Here is a 14,106-nt window from a genome sequence, read left to right as displayed (position 1 = left end):
ATTAAACTGCCCGAGTGCTTGAAATTTAATGCGGGTGTGCCTATATAAATAAGACAAGAGATGCAAAGTGCAAGGGTGCTTTGCCACCATGTTGAAACATGGAGGAATTATATGTCTATACAGCAATTGAAAGAGTTATTTGGAAATCAAGAAGCCGTTTTGGAATTAGTCCAACTCGAAGGTGGCGAACTGGCCTTGCGTAATGCAGGTTCTGAGAATGAACCCTTGGTTAAAATTCAATTTAGCGATGAAGTAAAAGCAATCTTGGGTGAGCAAACGCCAGTTGTTGCTCAGCATATGATTCAGGCTGCACTATTTGGCCTGCTCGAAAAGCAGGTAAACGAGTGGCAGGCTGAGGTATTAGACGAACAGCCTAAATTCTTAAGTTAAAAAAAGCGTACTCTTGAGTACGCTTTTTACATAGGGTTAATGAATAGTTGACTGATGAGCAAGCTCGATCTGATTTAATATATGATGGCTCATATTCTTTGCCATTTCCTCTTTGGCATAGAACACTTCACCAATATTTTCATCTCTGATTACTGCGGCTTCTTCTTTACTTTCTGCGCAAATTAACACCTGAATTTGAGGATTTAATTGCTTGGCAATCGCCACAATACGGTGAATATCTAAAATATCCATTGGTGAGATCACCAAGAGTCTTGCATGCATGATGTGTGCTTGAATTAAAACACCAGGTTCGGTTGCAACACCACTCACAGCAGCAATATTCGACTGACGTAGCTTTTCTACGATTTCACGATTCTCTTCGGCAATAACGACTTTAATATTCTCATTAATTAAATTTTCAGTAATACGTCGTCCTACACCGCCATATCCAACAATGACAACCTGATCGCGTAAATAAGCTTGATCAACTTCATCGGGTAACATTGCTAATGGGTCACCACTACGTTCCAGAAGACGAGCTAAATGAGAGCGCTCACGAATCCAGCGTTGTACAGGCTCAATGGCTGAGAATATAAAAGAGTTCAGCGTAATTGAAAATAAAGCACCAGCTAGAATCAAGTTTTGTGCTTCTAAAGTTAATAGGCCTAATGAGACACCGAGAGTCGCTAAAATGAACGAGAACTCACCAATTTGGGCCAAACTCGCGCCAACTGTAAGGGCTGTATTAATTGGATAGCGAAAGAATAAAACCAAAGCCATTGCAGCAAGTGTTTTCCCTACCATAATAATTGCGATAACGGCCAAAATATGGAGTGGACGTTCAACAAGAATATGTGGATCAAACAGCATGCCCACTGAAACAAAAAACAGAATTGAGAAAATTTCGCGTAATGGAAGTGTTTCCTCTTCTGCACGGTGGCTAAAGTCTGATTCTTTAACAACCATCCCCGCAAAGAAAGCCCCTAATGCCATTGAAACCCCAAAGATGGCATAAGACCCATAGGCAATTGAAACAGCAGCGGCAACAACAGTAAGAGTGAATAACTCTCTTGAACCTAAACGAGCAACAAACTGCATAATAATAGGAACAACACGTTTACCTACAATCAGCATAAAGGCAATAAAGCCAATTACTTTTAATAAAGTGAGTCCAAGAGTTAACCAGATATTACCATCTGCACCTTCTGGTGCTTTCCCGCCGAGTAAAACTGCTGTAGCTGGAAGGAGCACTAAAACAAGTACCATCACTAAATCTTCGACTAACAGCCAACCCACAGCAATTTTGCCGTTAACTGAGTCTAAAAGACCGCGGTCTCCTAAAGCTTTTAATAATACAACCGTACTCGCACACGACAAGCTTAAGCCAAAAACAAGTGCAGAACCAAAGCTCCATCCCCAGAGCATGGATACACCAACCCCTAATAGGGTAGCGACCGCAATTTGCAAAATCGCGCCTGGTAAAGCAATACGTCGAACCAGCAGTAAGTCATTTAATGAAAAGTGCATCCCCACACCAAACATCAGAAACATGACCCCAAGTTCTGCAAGCTGGTTAGCAAGATGAATATCTGCTTCTATGCCAGGTGTATTTGGACTAATAATAATTCCGGCAATTAAATAGCCGATAAGAGGGGGGAGTCGTAATCGGGCTGCAATATAGCCAAAAATGAGGGCAACGCCGAAACCAACAGCAAGTAAAATAATTAAATCTACGTCATGCGGCACTAAAAACTCCTTTTACGTGAGTTAGGCTAAAGACAAGCATAAAAAATGCCAAGGCGAAATATGTGGAAAGTTTAACAAAAAAAAGCTACGTATAAAAAAAATGCAAAAAAAAACGACTTCATTGTGAAGTCGTTTTTTTTCGAGGCTAAAATTATTTGATTTTAGCTTCTTTGAAAATCACGTGTTGACGGATTTTTGGATCAAATTTTTTGATTTCCATTTTTTCCGGCATAGTACGTTTGTTTTTAGTCGTGGTATAGAAATAACCTGTACCAGCTGTAGAAACGAGACGAATCTTATCACGCATTGCTCAGACTCCTTAGATCTTTTGACCTTGAGCACGAAGGTCTGCAACAACCTTTTCGATACCCAATTTGTCAATAATACGCATACCTTTAGTGGTTAAACGAAGACGTACAAAACGTTTTTCGCTTTCTAACCAGAAACGGTGGTGGTGCAGGTTCGGCTCGAACCGGCGCTTGGTTTTGTTGTTGGCGTGTGAGACGTTGTTACCAACGACTGGACGCTTGCCGGTAACTTGGCAAACCTTAGACATGGTGTAACTCCATTGATTCAGCCAACAGCAAATCTGTGGCCAGTCATACTAAATGTAAACGGATGAATTCATTCAAGGGGCGTTTTATACCAAAAATACGATTAAAAGACAAGCGGAATTGGTAAAAACGAGGCATGATTTAGTATAACAGATCATGCCTTGATCAGTTAGCGCAACAAGGTTTTCGAAATGAAACGATGAATGGGCTTATTGAACGGTGGAAGAATGTATTTAAGGCTATAAAGTTTTGGATTTGACATCACCGAACGTTCATGAGAAAGGCTAAAAAAGCCCTCTGGTCCGTGATATTTACCCATACCTGATGCACCAATTCCCCCAAACGGTAAATCATCTTGAGCCACATGGGTAATCACCATGTTGATTCCAAAATGCCCTGAGTGGGTGTGCTGTGCAATATAGTCAGCACGCGCCTGATCATAGTCAAAATAATACATCGCTAAAGGACGTGGGCGACTATTAATGAATTCGACGACTTCTTCTATTTGGTCATATTCCAAAATTGGTAGGATAGGTCCAAAAATTTCATTTTGCATAATATCCATTGCAGTCGTTACACCTGTAACTAACGTCGGCGCAATTTTACGGACATCATCTAAAATTTCATTTTGTGGATTAATTTCAACAATACGCGCGCCTTGATCACGAGCATTTTCAAGGTAGCCCTGAATACGGTTGTATTGTTTGTCATTAATAATAGAAGTGTAGTCTTGATTATTGCGGAAATGCGGGTACATCCCAGCCACAATCAATTTAAAGTTTTCGATGAACTCGGCAGTTTTTCCGCGTGGTAAGAAAATATGGTCAGGTGCAACACAAGTTTGTCCCGCATTCCATAATTTACCTACAGCAATACGTTGAGCCACATCTTTCATATCCATAGAGGCATGTACAAGAGCCGGAGATTTTCCACCTAACTCAAGAATAACTGGAACAAGGTTTTGAGCTGCGGCTACCATCACTGTTTTACCAACAGACGTTGAGCCTGTGAAAATCATTTTGTCAAAAGGCAAATGACTAAAAGCATCTGAAATAACACCGCCACCATTTACCACAGCAACTAACTCTTGTGGGAATGCTTCTGCTAAGGCACTTTCAAGCACTCGCCCAAAATTTGGAGAAGCACTCGAAATTTTGATCATGGCATGGTTGCCCGCTGCCAGAGCACAAATTAATGGCCCCACTGACAGAAGCAACGGGTAGTTCCATGGTGTAATAATACCAATCACACCCATAGGTTGATATTGTACCCAACCTTTTGCTGGCTGATGTAATACACTGATATGGCGTTTTGAAGGTTTCATCCACGCTGTCAGATGTTTACTGTAATATTTGATTTGTTCCAAACTAGTGAGTAACTCACCAATTTTTGTTTCCATAACTGCACGATTGCCATAATCAAGGTTAATTGCGTCGGCAATCTGATCTTGATATTTTACCAAGACTCTTTTAAGACGAGCTAAACGATCAATACGCTCTTTAGCAGTGGGTACCGGATGACGTAAATAAGCAAGCTTTTGTTGTTCAAGCAAGTCATGTAAATGCTTAACATCATAAGGGAGCTGAGTCTCTGGATTTGTTTTTGTTTGACTGTTCATCGGCACTTACCAAATACATTGATATTTTTATTTTTTAGAGTAAATACTCTAAATAGTCAAGTCAGTTTATGTGTTCAAGTCTTAACCATGTGAATTATTAAAGGTTATTAAAATGTCTCAACCTAAAGCTCTGAAGACAAAAGACCGGATTTTACAAATCAGTTTGCAGCTTTTTAACGAGCGAGGTGAACGGTCGGTTACAACCAATCATATTGCTGCGGAGTTAGGGATCAGTCCCGGAAACTTGTATTATCATTTCCGGAATAAGCATGAAATTATTAAGGAATTAATGCATCAATATCAGGCCGAGACTTTGGAAATGCTTTCTTTGCCTGAAGATAGGCCATTAACGACCAATGATAAAATTAACTATTTTCAAGTGCTCAGTGGCCAGTTATGGAGTTATCGTTTTATTCATCGTGATGTTTATCACTTAGTTGAAAGTAACGAAGACTTTAAAAAGATTTATCCGCGTTTTGCGGGACAGGTCATGCAGCAGGGGCAAAAAATTTATCAAGCCTTTGTCGATGCGGGTCTTATGAAAATGACGCCATCTGAAATTGAAGCGTTAATTATTAACCTCTGGATTGTATTAACAAACTGGACCAACTTTTTGTATATGTCTGGCCATATTAGTGACAATAACCATTTAGAAGAAAAATGGGTTTGGCAAGCTTTACGCCAAATGGTTTTCCTTGAAGGTCCTTATTTGATGGGGGAAAGCCGAGCGACTTATGAGCAGTTGCTTGAGTCGCTTGGCCCTTCAGATCTATTTGCCAGCTTATCATCCTTGAAAGATGAATAGTTGTGCTTGCTTATTTAGGGCGCTAGAATACCCGGCCTATTAAAAAAATTTGTCTCAATTAAGCGATATTAACCAAATGAATATGACCACTGCCAATACAGCCCGTTTACTGATTACTTGTGAAGACAAGCCTGGGATCGTACAAGCGGTATCGAGCTTTTTGTATCACCAAGGTGCAAACATTACCGCGCTTGATCAGTACGCGACGGAAGCTCAGGGCGGACGTTATTTCATGCGGGTTGAATTTGAGCTTGACCACTTACAGTCACGTAAAGATGCCTTAATTCAAACTTTTGCTGCGAATGTTGCTGAGCGTTATGGCATGCAATGGCGCCTTGCTTTCGTAAACGATGTTAAAAAAGTTGGTATTTTAGTTTCTAAAGTGGACCATGCATTGCTTGAGTTATTATGGCGTCATGCACGCGGTTCGTTACCTTGTGAAATCACTCATGTTATTTCAAATCATGAAGACTTACGTGAATCTGTGGAAAACTTCGGTATTCCATTTACTGTAATTAAAGTCACTAAAGACAATAAAGCTGAAGCTTATGCGCAAATTGATGAAATGATGCAAGGCAACGATTTATTAGTTCTTGCACGTTACATGCAGATTTTAAGTGAAGATTTTGTTGCGAAATGGGAAATGAAAATCATCAATATTCATCATTCTTTCTTGCCAGCTTTTGTAGGTGCTAACCCCTATAAGCAAGCTTATGAAAAAGGTGTGAAGTTGATTGGTGCGACAGCTCACTATGTAACTGCTGACCTTGATCAAGGCCCAATTATTGAGCAAGACGTTGAGCGTGTAAGCCACGATTATAATGTTGAGCAATTACGTGAACTTGGTGAAGATGTAGAACGTAATGTATTGGCTCGTGCAGTGAAGTGGCATTTAGAAGATCGTATTATTGTTGATGGTAATAAGACCGTTGTTTTTTAAATAGCAAGTATTCTAAAAAAGCACGCTTCTTGCGTGTTTTTTTATATCCAAAATATATTTGAAATGATATAACGTATCAGTATTAAGTGGTTTTATGGTAGGATTTGATCTGTTCGTTGTGCAATTAGCCTAACTATTTAAGTTTGACTAAACAAATTATGAACAGGGGATATCTATTGATGTAACTATGAGAAAATTAAAGCAAAGATACTGAGCCACTACAAAGTCATGAGGCAGAGTAAATGTTTTTCTCAAAAAATAGTTGCAAATGAAAACACTTCTCATTTATTATTGTGGCACTTTATTGTTCTATCCGATGTTTGAAATCGTTTCTATAAATAGAAAGCTGAAATCATCATCCATTAGGTAATTAGATTCTTATGAGTCAATCTTCCGCAGCCTTAAACTCTCCCAATCCGATGAAAAAGAAAGTCATCACTGCACTAATTGCGGTTGCAATTGGTCATATCGGGGTCTTATGGGCAGTTAGCCATATTAAGCCTGCTGAATTAAAGCCAATCGATAAGAAACCTTTACAGGTCCGTTTCGTAAAAATTCAAGAGCAACCAAAACCACTACCTCCTAAACCAAAAGAACCGCCTAAAAAGCCGGAACCGAAGAAAGAGGTAAAAGAAGTTAAAATTGTTGAAAAGCCTGTGACACCACCGAAAAAAGTGGAAAAAATTCAACAGGTGAAAAAAGCTGAGACACCAAAAGAAACAGTAAAGACAGAACCTAAAGTTGAAACCAAAGTGGTGACAACGACGACAACAACTGTTGTTAAAAAAGTAGATGAAACCCCAAAACCAGTGATACCAGAAGCACCTAAAGCTCAACCTGCTCCAGATCCATCACCAAAACGAGTTTCATTAGGTGGTTCGGGTGTACAGTGGAGTCGATCACCAAAGGTATCTATAACAACGAAAGAATTAGATAATAAAGCTTGTTCTGCAAACGTTTCTATAGATGCGGATGAGAAAGGTAGAGTGACTGATGTTCGCTTCTTGCGTAGTAACTGTCCTCCTGTTGTAGAGGCAAAAATTTTACGTGCTGTAAAAAGTGCGAAGTTTAAACCCTATATGGAGAACGGGGTTGCTTATCCAATTAAAGGTCCAGAGCAACCATTTGATTTCGTTCCTTAAATAAATTTGAGTCCCAACGGCTAACCTTAATCAGGAGTTCATATGAACTTTTCAATCTATTGGCAACATGCAGATGCAGTGAGTAAAACCCTGTATTTCATCTTATTGGCAATGTCGATTGCTACCTGGACAGTTTTCATCTTACGTTTGATGGGGACTCGCCAATTAAAGCAACAAGCTTATTCTCAACTTTCTCAGGCTATCACTTCGCTAAAAGCAAAGTTACAACCTTTAAGTTTTGAGCAACGTAAAGCAGTTGCAGAGCAGGCTCTACTTCGTCAAATTTCTGCTGAAAAAGTCAATGCTGAAAAGGGTATCTCTGTTTTAGGAACAATTGCTTCAATTGCACCATTCGTTGGTTTGTTTGGTACAGTATGGGGTATTTTCCATGCACTTGTTGCAGTCGGTAAAAGTGGACAAGCAGGTTTGGCTCAAGTGGCTACACCAGTAGGTGAAGCACTTATCATGACGGGTCTTGGTCTTGCAGTTGCGATTCCTGCAGTATTGGCTTATAACATTTGTGTGCGTGCTAACCGTGGTCTTGCGCATGACTTACAAGATCAAGCGCACAGCTTATTAATTGATACGATGTTGCAGCAAGACTCAACTGTGAAGTCTGATGTTAAAACTGCACAGCAAAGTTATGTTGGAGGTCAAGCTTAATGGCTTTTCAATTGGGTGAAGACCACGATAGTGGCATAAATGAGATGAACCTCATTCCGCTAATCGACATTATGTTGGTGTTAATGATCATCTTTTTGGTCACAGCAACAGTTGCCAACCCATCGATTCCATTAACGCTTCCTAAAACAACTGCTGAAATTATTGATCCACCACCAAAAGCAATTACGATTAGTATTAATGCAAATGGTGAAGTGGCTTGGGATACTCAAGTAATTAGCCTTGATGAGCTTCAAAAACGTTTTCAAGAAGCAGGTCAAAGTGATGTTAAACCAACAGTTCAGCTTCGTGCAGATAAAGAGTCTAAGTACGATACTGTTGCACAGGTAATGTCTCGCGCCAGTGAAGCCGGACTGAGCGATATTGCCTTTGTCAGTGAAAACTAGAATTTAGTTTACCTCATAAAAAAGCAACCAAATCGGTTGCTTTTTTATTGCTCTAATTTATTGATCTTTCATAAGATGCTGGAATTTACTATATAGCTTGAGCAACTTAGGTGGAATCGCAAAGTTGCAATAACCTTGTGAAGGATTCTTTGCATAGTAATTCTGATGATATTCTTCGGCTGGATAGAACGTCGGAACAGGAGACAACTCAGTCACAATATCAAGATCATCATCTTTTAGCGTTTGAATCGTATGTTCCGCTGCCTGCTTTTGCTCTTCATTGTAATAGTAAATAACAGAGCGGTATTGCGTGCCGATATCATTACCTTGGCGATTTAAAGTCGTTGGATCGTGAGTCGCGAAGAACACATCGAGTAACTGGGAGTATGTTACTTGCTCTTCATCAAAATCAACCAAGATCACCTCAGCGTGCTGGGTATCTCCTTGACATACTTGCTCGTAGGTAGGGTTAGTCGTGTGCCCACCTGCATAACCACTAGTTACTTTTTCTACACCGCGTATTTGTAAAAATACAGCTTCGACGCACCAAAAACAGCCGCCGCCAAATAATGCCTGTTGCATTGTTTTTCCCTCTATTTCCTGCCTATTACAATAGGGTTTATGTATTTAAAATACAAAGTAAAGCATGTATAAAAAAGTAAAGAAAAGTGCATTACTTATTTCATTTTGCTTTAGGTAAACCTTGTCGAACGATTTGAGAGAAGTGTTCACTACTCTGATCTGAAAGCTGTTCAAAATTTTCAGTACGTGGGTTGATATGTGCAATTTGATACCACTGTTTTAAACTGATAGTTTGATTAAGTGCTTTAAGATCATATAAATAATTAGGTAAGTAACCTGACGCGATTAGACGATAATCTTTAGGAAGCTCATATGGATTAATGGCTTGAACCATATCAAAAATTAGAGTTGTACAGTTACTTGTGAGTGTATTGTACCACTCTGGTTTTGTACGTAACTCATCTGATTTTTTAAGATATTCTAAAAATAAAGCTTTTTGCTCAGATCGCGGCATGTTGATAGGAAAATTATAAACTTGCTCTTTGCGAATGTTACTGCGGGTGTACACAATATCTTTTTCATCAGAAGCAATTAAGCTAAGTTCATATTTTCTAAAAAAACCACCAATTGCCGAAAACTCTTCAGTTTTTTCTTTGCGAATCTCGATTGAGAAGACTAAAGGTTGCTGATTCTTAAACTCAAAACTCACGAGTGTATGGGCAATTTGTGGCCCCATCCAGTAAGAGGCAATAATGTTTATGCCATTTAATTGCTTAAGGTCAAATGTTCGAGTTTCCCATCGTACATCATAAGTTCCATCAGGATGCCAGTTGAAGTTACGAACATTGTGTAAAGTAATCACATCGCCGTGCTTTTCGTAACTCAGCATATTGGCAACTTCAGGGTTCCAATCACGGTCTTGACGTGCAGTAATCGAAAAATACCAAACGAGAGAGCAAGCAAATGCTAAAAGGTAAATCAGGATGTCTGTACGGCGGCTAATAAGATGACCTTCAACATATAAGCCCGCCATACTGAGCGCAAAAGCAATCCAGATACCGATGAGTATGCGGCTACCTAACCAACCGAATGGTTGTTGAACCCAGAGCGCTACGCATACCCAAATACTAGAGAGCACAATAAACAGCGTGAATAGACTATGTAACAGCCCAAAAAGTAGAGCAATAATAAATTCACGTGTTCCGATATTGTGCATAAGCATCCATAGAATTATTTTTTATAAGTGGCAAACTCGAATGAAGTTCCTGATTTTTCATCAACTTGCTGTTCACTCGCAGTTTTATGAAATTCACTCGGTATTGTTGGGTAATGTGCATCACCTTGTACATCTAAGTCAACATGAGTGAGTTCAAGACGGTCTGCAATTGACAAAGTTTGCTTGAATATTTCACCACCACCAATGATGAACAATGCTTGTTTTTCGGTATTTTTTACATCTTCTAAAGCTGCATTTAAAGCATCTTCAATTGAATAGGCAATTTTAACACCGTCAAATTGCCAGTTAATGTCACGGGTAATCACCCAGTTCACACGGTTTGGCAGCGCACGGCCCATAGACTCAAGGGTTTTACGGCCCATCACGACCACACCGCCTTGGGTGATTTCTTTAAAGTGTTTTAAGTCGGCAGAAATATGCCATGGCAACGCATTGCCTTTACCAATACAGTGGTTTTTATCCATTGCCACAACGTGAACAACTTCTACATTTTGCCATGCCATAATCTTATTCTCTAAACCGTAACCTAATGAAATTTGAGTCGTCGTTATACTGCAACGGGTGCTTTAATTGCAGGGTGTGACTCATAACCTACAATTTCAATATCTTCAAATTTGAAATCAAATAAGTCTTTTATTTCTGGATTTAGTTTCAATTGGCAAAGCGGTAAAGGTTCACGTGTCAATTGAAGTTTAGCTTGTTCAAAATGGTTAACATAAAGATGCGTATCACCACCCGTCCAAACAAAATCACCGACTCCTAAACCGCACACTTGAGCAATCATATGGGTGAGTAGAGCATAGCTCGCAATGTTAAAAGGTACACCTAAGAACACGTCTGCACTACGTTGATAAAGTTGGCATGACAACTTATTGTCTTGTACGAAAAATTGAAAAAGCGTGTGACAAGGTGGTAAAGCCACTTGTCCAGCTTCATTCGGGTTCCAACCGGAAATAATTAGACGACGTGAGTTTGGATTGGTTTTGATTTCATTAATTAACCATTTAATCTGGTCAAAACCATCTTGGTTATAAGTACCATCAGCGTTTTTGGTTGCACCGAAATTACGCCATTGATGACCATAGACTGGACCAAGCTCATGTTCTGGACGGCCGAAACGAGCAGTTTGTTCTGCTGTTGCCCATTCGTCCCAAATTGAAACTTTATTATCTTTTAGATATTGGACGTTGGTGTCGCCTTTTAAAAACCAAAGTAACTCAATCACAATCGAGCGGAAATGAACTTTTTTTGTGGTGAGTAAAGGAAAACCTTTAGAGAGATCAAAACGCATTTGATGACCAAATACAGAACGGGTTCCTGTGCCTGTACGGTCGCCTTTGTCACCGCCATTATCAAGGATATGTTGTAGTAGGTCTAAATATGCACGCATAACACTCTCGAGTTCGGATTAATTCCATAAAATAAAAGGGAAAGATAGGTCAGATGATATATAAATACTCAAATGTATAAATACATAAATGTGTAAATACATAAATGTATAAATACTCAAAGATGATACCTGTTGTAGCTCAAGATGAAAATCTAAAAATCGTTCTCTGGCATTTCAAGAGGCGTAACTAGTCAAAACGTTTGGCACGATTTTGATAAATTGAAACAAGAAAAAAGCCAACCAATACAAAGCCTAAAGCTTGTATTGCAAGAATCCATTTATCCTGAACAGGAAGCAGATACATCAAAATAACAACGATAAAAATAGGATAGATTTTGATTAAAAGTCCAAAGCTCGATTTATATGATTTGTTATTTGAAATTTTGCTATTTAAGTAATGTCCAACTTGTAAACCAAAACCGAGAGTCAGGCTAACTACGGTATAAATAGGAGACAAGGGCTGAATTTGATTAGCTGCGTAAATTGCCCCACAAACGGCAACAATAAAGATGAGTTTGATGTGACGTGGTGCGTTGTACCAATAAGCCAACATGAAAACTAAACCTATTTCTTAAAAAGTGATTGAGGTGAAAAAATAAAAGCTGCTAGTGCCATAAACGCGATTCCTTGAACGCCCCAGATCAGCAAGTTCGGCATTGCTTTAACAAAAATAAGGGCAAACAAAAGGGCAATAGGGATCCAAGTAAATAGACGGTAGAGTAAACCAGTTGGGTTGCTTTGAGCGAAATGCAATTTAAAGTAACGACAGATTAAAAAAATTACGCCAGTTCCAGTAAACATCAGAATCGTATCTAAAGGTAAGGGCTGATATTGATAGAGTGCAATACAGATACCGAGAGTAATAATTAAAATCACGAGTTTTTTAAATGTTGGGACTTGCGTGTTAAACCAGAATTCCAGCATGGTGTATCTTCATTTTGGGAGAGTAAAAACTGTAGCATAAAAAAAGAAAAGAGGAGCCGAAACTCCTCTAATTTAGATATTAACTATTCTTTTGTGGACCCCAGTCATAAATTTTCTTTTGGTAGGCATACCACATCATCCAAAGGCCAATCAGCAGCATTGGAATTGTTAGAATCTGTCCTTTGGTCATCCAGCCAAACAGAATGAAACCTTGGTCGGCATCGGGCTGACGAAAGAATTCCATAACAAAGCGGGCAACGCCATATCCCATTAAGAATAGGGCAGAAACGGCCATACGTGGACGCGGTTTTGAACTAAACCACCACAAGATAATGAATAGAATTAAACCTTCACAAAGTGCTTGATAGATTTGTGATGGATGGCGGACCAGATGTAATGGATCTGTCGGGAAAATCATACCAAATGGATAATTTGGGTCAGTTACCGCACGACCATATAACTCTCCACCAATAAAGTTACCAATGCGTCCGAACATTAAGCCAGTCGGTACGCAAGGGGCAATAAAGTCGAGGGTTTGGAACCATGTTTTTTGGTATTTTTTACACCAAAATAACATCGCAACCATAACACCGAGAAAGCCGCCGTGGAAACTCATGCCACCTGTCCAGACTTGGAATAACCAAATCGGATTTTCGAGGAATTTATCAAACTCATAGAAAAGGACATAGCCGACACGACCGCCCAGAACAACACCTAGAGCACCATAGAACACCAGGTCGGAAACCATGTCCGATGTCCAGCCATCACGTTGTTTGGCACGGTAGGAAGCAAGCCCCCAAGCACATAAAAATGCCAATAAATACATGAGTCCATACCAATGGACTTGAAGAGGTCCTAGATGTATTGCGACCGGATCGATATTAGGATAGGTCAGCATTGCTGCTCCTTGATCTTACGTTTTGACAGATTGTAGCGGAATGATGTGAAAAATGTTGTACATTCAATGTGTAAAGATAGGGAACAAGAATCAATGTGTATTGTGGCTTTAGCATGGCATGTTTTGGATGATATGCCCTTGTGTCTTATGTCAAATCGGGATGAATTTTATCATCGTCCAACGGCTTTATTGCATCAGTGGGGACATACCCCCATTGTTGCAGGACAAGATTTGCAGTCAGGTGGCACGTGGATGGGCGTTACGCCTCAAGGTCGATGGGCTGTATTGACTAATTTTCGGGATGGGCGAGATCAAAAGTCTTATGAGACTTCTCGGGGGCATTTGGTTCAGGCTTTTTTAGAATCTGATTTATTGCCGATTCGATTTGCTCAACAATTAGAACAGCAGCAACAGAATTTTGCTGGCTTTAACTTGTTTATGGGAAATGCTGATCAAGCGGTCTATATGAGTAACCGTGGTGAAGCACCTCAAGTCTTAGCCAATGGAGTCTATGTCGTCTCAAATGGTTTGATGTCTGAACATTGGGAAAAAACTAAACATTTACGAACACGCTTTACGCAAGAGTTTTTACCTATGCTTCAGCATCAGACAGAAGAGTTAACTTTACAACATGCGGCTTGGGATATTCTGGAAGATGAGCGTAAGGTCACAACAGCATTGTTACCGAACACTGGCATTCAGCCAGAAATGGAAGAGTTATTATCATCCACTTTTATTCAAAGCCCTGTGTATGGAACACGCTGCTCGAACTTTCTAAGAATGACTAATAATGAATGGGTATGGTTGGAAAAGACTCAACAAGGTGAGCACAGCGGTCAAATTGTACAGCAGCAGATTCTTTTAAATCGATGA

At 39.7% G+C, this 14,106-nt stretch carries 17 protein-coding genes and 1 pseudogene; 7 read left to right on the top strand and 11 right to left on the bottom strand.

Annotated features, from left to right (window positions below; genetic code table 11):
• Positions 1 to 111: 111 nt before the first annotated feature.
• A complete protein-coding gene (locus OD757_RS13635) occupies positions 112 to 390 on the top strand; it encodes a hypothetical protein (RefSeq protein WP_002114792.1) in 279 nt (92 codons plus the stop codon).
• Positions 391 to 426: 36 nt separating this feature from the next.
• Here the strand turns inward: OD757_RS13635 and OD757_RS13630 are convergent, their stop codons facing one another.
• The 4 genes from OD757_RS13630 to OD757_RS13615 form a co-directional block, all read right to left on the bottom strand.
• Positions 427 to 2,136, bottom strand: a complete 1,710-nt coding sequence (locus OD757_RS13630) for a cation:proton antiporter (RefSeq protein WP_263032205.1) — start codon at positions 2,134 to 2,136, stop codon at positions 427 to 429.
• Positions 2,137 to 2,287: 151 nt separating this feature from the next.
• On the bottom strand, positions 2,288 to 2,443 hold the full coding sequence (rpmG, locus tag OD757_RS13625; protein WP_003654787.1) for a 50S ribosomal protein L33: 156 nt from the start codon (positions 2,441 to 2,443) through the stop codon (positions 2,288 to 2,290).
• Positions 2,444 to 2,455: 12 nt separating this feature from the next.
• Positions 2,456 to 2,692, bottom strand: a complete 237-nt coding sequence (rpmB, locus tag OD757_RS13620; RefSeq protein WP_000048256.1) for a 50S ribosomal protein L28 — start codon at positions 2,690 to 2,692, stop codon at positions 2,456 to 2,458.
• Between the two features lie 167 nt (positions 2,693 to 2,859).
• Positions 2,860 to 4,308: a coniferyl aldehyde dehydrogenase gene (locus tag OD757_RS13615; RefSeq protein WP_263032204.1), complete on the bottom strand. Its 1,449-nt coding sequence runs from the start codon at positions 4,306 to 4,308 to the stop codon at positions 2,860 to 2,862.
• Positions 4,309 to 4,420: 112 nt separating this feature from the next.
• Here OD757_RS13615 and OD757_RS13610 point away from each other — a divergent pair, with 112 nt between their 5' ends.
• From OD757_RS13610 to OD757_RS13590, 5 genes are all read left to right on the top strand, one after another.
• Positions 4,421 to 5,113 carry a TetR/AcrR family transcriptional regulator gene (locus OD757_RS13610; RefSeq protein WP_263032203.1) on the top strand — a complete coding sequence of 231 codons (693 nt, stop codon included), beginning with the start codon at positions 4,421 to 4,423 and terminating at the stop codon, positions 5,111 to 5,113.
• Positions 5,114 to 5,189: 76 nt separating this feature from the next.
• A complete protein-coding gene (purU, locus tag OD757_RS13605) occupies positions 5,190 to 6,053 on the top strand; it encodes a formyltetrahydrofolate deformylase (RefSeq protein ID WP_004794803.1) in 864 nt (287 codons plus the stop codon).
• Between the two features lie 380 nt (positions 6,054 to 6,433).
• The gene (locus OD757_RS13600; RefSeq protein ID WP_263032202.1) at positions 6,434 to 7,195 is read left to right on the top strand and encodes an energy transducer TonB; all 762 of its coding nucleotides are present in this window, start codon (positions 6,434 to 6,436) and stop codon (positions 7,193 to 7,195) included.
• 42 nt (positions 7,196 to 7,237) lie between these two features.
• Positions 7,238 to 7,858: a MotA/TolQ/ExbB proton channel family protein gene (locus OD757_RS13595; protein WP_263032201.1), complete on the top strand. Its 621-nt coding sequence runs from the start codon at positions 7,238 to 7,240 to the stop codon at positions 7,856 to 7,858.
• On the top strand, positions 7,858 to 8,262 hold the full coding sequence (locus tag OD757_RS13590) for an ExbD/TolR family protein (RefSeq protein WP_263032200.1): 405 nt from the start codon (positions 7,858 to 7,860) through the stop codon (positions 8,260 to 8,262). The genes OD757_RS13595 and OD757_RS13590 overlap by 1 nt, the downstream gene beginning before the upstream one ends.
• Positions 8,263 to 8,319: 57 nt before the next feature.
• Here OD757_RS13590 and msrA read toward each other — a convergent pair whose 3' ends face one another.
• The 7 genes and pseudogenes from msrA to lgt all read right to left on the bottom strand — a co-directional run bounded on the left by msrA (position 8,320) and on the right by lgt (position 13,233).
• Positions 8,320 to 8,844: a peptide-methionine (S)-S-oxide reductase MsrA gene (gene msrA, locus OD757_RS13585; RefSeq protein ID WP_005036987.1), complete on the bottom strand. Its 525-nt coding sequence runs from the start codon at positions 8,842 to 8,844 to the stop codon at positions 8,320 to 8,322.
• A gap of 100 nt (positions 8,845 to 8,944) precedes the next feature.
• Positions 8,945 to 10,000 (bottom strand): DUF4105 domain-containing protein, encoded by a 1,056-nt coding sequence (locus OD757_RS13580; protein ID WP_263032199.1) that lies wholly within the window; start codon positions 9,998 to 10,000, stop codon positions 8,945 to 8,947.
• Between the two features lie 14 nt (positions 10,001 to 10,014).
• Positions 10,015 to 10,524, bottom strand: coding sequence for a dihydrofolate reductase (locus OD757_RS13575; protein WP_231761974.1), 510 nt, complete (start codon positions 10,522 to 10,524; stop codon positions 10,015 to 10,017).
• A 44-nt stretch (positions 10,525 to 10,568) separates the two neighbouring features.
• On the bottom strand, positions 10,569 to 11,411 hold the full coding sequence (gene thyA / locus OD757_RS13570; protein WP_009393073.1) for a thymidylate synthase: 843 nt from the start codon (positions 11,409 to 11,411) through the stop codon (positions 10,569 to 10,571).
• A gap of 198 nt (positions 11,412 to 11,609) precedes the next feature.
• Positions 11,610 to 11,964 (bottom strand): annotated as a pseudogene (locus OD757_RS13565) (hypothetical protein); the annotation flags it as partial.
• Between the two features lie 11 nt (positions 11,965 to 11,975).
• Positions 11,976 to 12,335: a hypothetical protein gene (locus OD757_RS13560; protein ID WP_263032198.1), complete on the bottom strand. Its 360-nt coding sequence runs from the start codon at positions 12,333 to 12,335 to the stop codon at positions 11,976 to 11,978.
• A gap of 79 nt (positions 12,336 to 12,414) precedes the next feature.
• Entirely contained in the window at positions 12,415 to 13,233 is an 819-nt protein-coding gene (gene lgt / locus OD757_RS13555) for a prolipoprotein diacylglyceryl transferase (protein ID WP_092707274.1), read from the bottom strand.
• A gap of 93 nt (positions 13,234 to 13,326) precedes the next feature.
• Between lgt and OD757_RS13550 the strand changes: the two genes are divergently transcribed.
• On the top strand, positions 13,327 to 14,106 hold the full coding sequence (locus OD757_RS13550) for an NRDE family protein (RefSeq protein WP_263032294.1): 780 nt from the start codon (positions 13,327 to 13,329) through the stop codon (positions 14,104 to 14,106).

This window comes from Acinetobacter sp. AYS6 (assembly GCF_025630795.1).
GTDB lineage: Bacteria > Pseudomonadota > Gammaproteobacteria > Pseudomonadales > Moraxellaceae > Acinetobacter.
The sequence above is the reverse complement of the archived record's forward strand: the minus strand, read 5'-3'. Positions and strand labels throughout refer to the sequence as shown.

What these genes read in the sequence shown, in the direction of transcription:
- OD757_RS13610 (WP_263032203.1), top strand. Translation starts at nt 4,421, where the DNA reads ATGTCTCAACCTAAAGCTCTGAAGACAAAAGACCGGATTTTACAAATC.
- rpmB (WP_000048256.1), bottom strand. Translation starts at nt 2,692, where the DNA reads ATGTCTAAGGTTTGCCAAGTTACCGGCAAGCGTCCAGTCGTTGGTAAC.
- OD757_RS13550 (WP_263032294.1), top strand. Translation starts at nt 13,327, where the DNA reads ATGTGTATTGTGGCTTTAGCATGGCATGTTTTGGATGATATGCCCTTG.
- purU (WP_004794803.1), top strand. Translation starts at nt 5,190, where the DNA reads ATGAATATGACCACTGCCAATACAGCCCGTTTACTGATTACTTGTGAA.
- msrA (WP_005036987.1), bottom strand. Translation starts at nt 8,844, where the DNA reads ATGCAACAGGCATTATTTGGCGGCGGCTGTTTTTGGTGCGTCGAAGCT.
- OD757_RS13575 (WP_231761974.1), bottom strand. Translation starts at nt 10,524, where the DNA reads ATGGCATGGCAAAATGTAGAAGTTGTTCACGTTGTGGCAATGGATAAA.
- OD757_RS13580 (WP_263032199.1), bottom strand. Translation starts at nt 10,000, where the DNA reads ATGCACAATATCGGAACACGTGAATTTATTATTGCTCTACTTTTTGGG.
- OD757_RS13560 (WP_263032198.1), bottom strand. Translation starts at nt 12,335, where the DNA reads ATGCTGGAATTCTGGTTTAACACGCAAGTCCCAACATTTAAAAAACTC.
- OD757_RS13590 (WP_263032200.1), top strand. Translation starts at nt 7,858, where the DNA reads ATGGCTTTTCAATTGGGTGAAGACCACGATAGTGGCATAAATGAGATG.
- OD757_RS13635 (WP_002114792.1), top strand. Translation starts at nt 112, where the DNA reads ATGTCTATACAGCAATTGAAAGAGTTATTTGGAAATCAAGAAGCCGTT.
- thyA (WP_009393073.1), bottom strand. Translation starts at nt 11,411, where the DNA reads ATGCGTGCATATTTAGACCTACTACAACATATCCTTGATAATGGCGGT.
- OD757_RS13600 (WP_263032202.1), top strand. Translation starts at nt 6,434, where the DNA reads ATGAGTCAATCTTCCGCAGCCTTAAACTCTCCCAATCCGATGAAAAAG.
- OD757_RS13615 (WP_263032204.1), bottom strand. Translation starts at nt 4,308, where the DNA reads ATGAACAGTCAAACAAAAACAAATCCAGAGACTCAGCTCCCTTATGAT.
- OD757_RS13595 (WP_263032201.1), top strand. Translation starts at nt 7,238, where the DNA reads ATGAACTTTTCAATCTATTGGCAACATGCAGATGCAGTGAGTAAAACC.
- rpmG (WP_003654787.1), bottom strand. Translation starts at nt 2,443, where the DNA reads ATGCGTGATAAGATTCGTCTCGTTTCTACAGCTGGTACAGGTTATTTC.
- lgt (WP_092707274.1), bottom strand. Translation starts at nt 13,233, where the DNA reads ATGCTGACCTATCCTAATATCGATCCGGTCGCAATACATCTAGGACCT.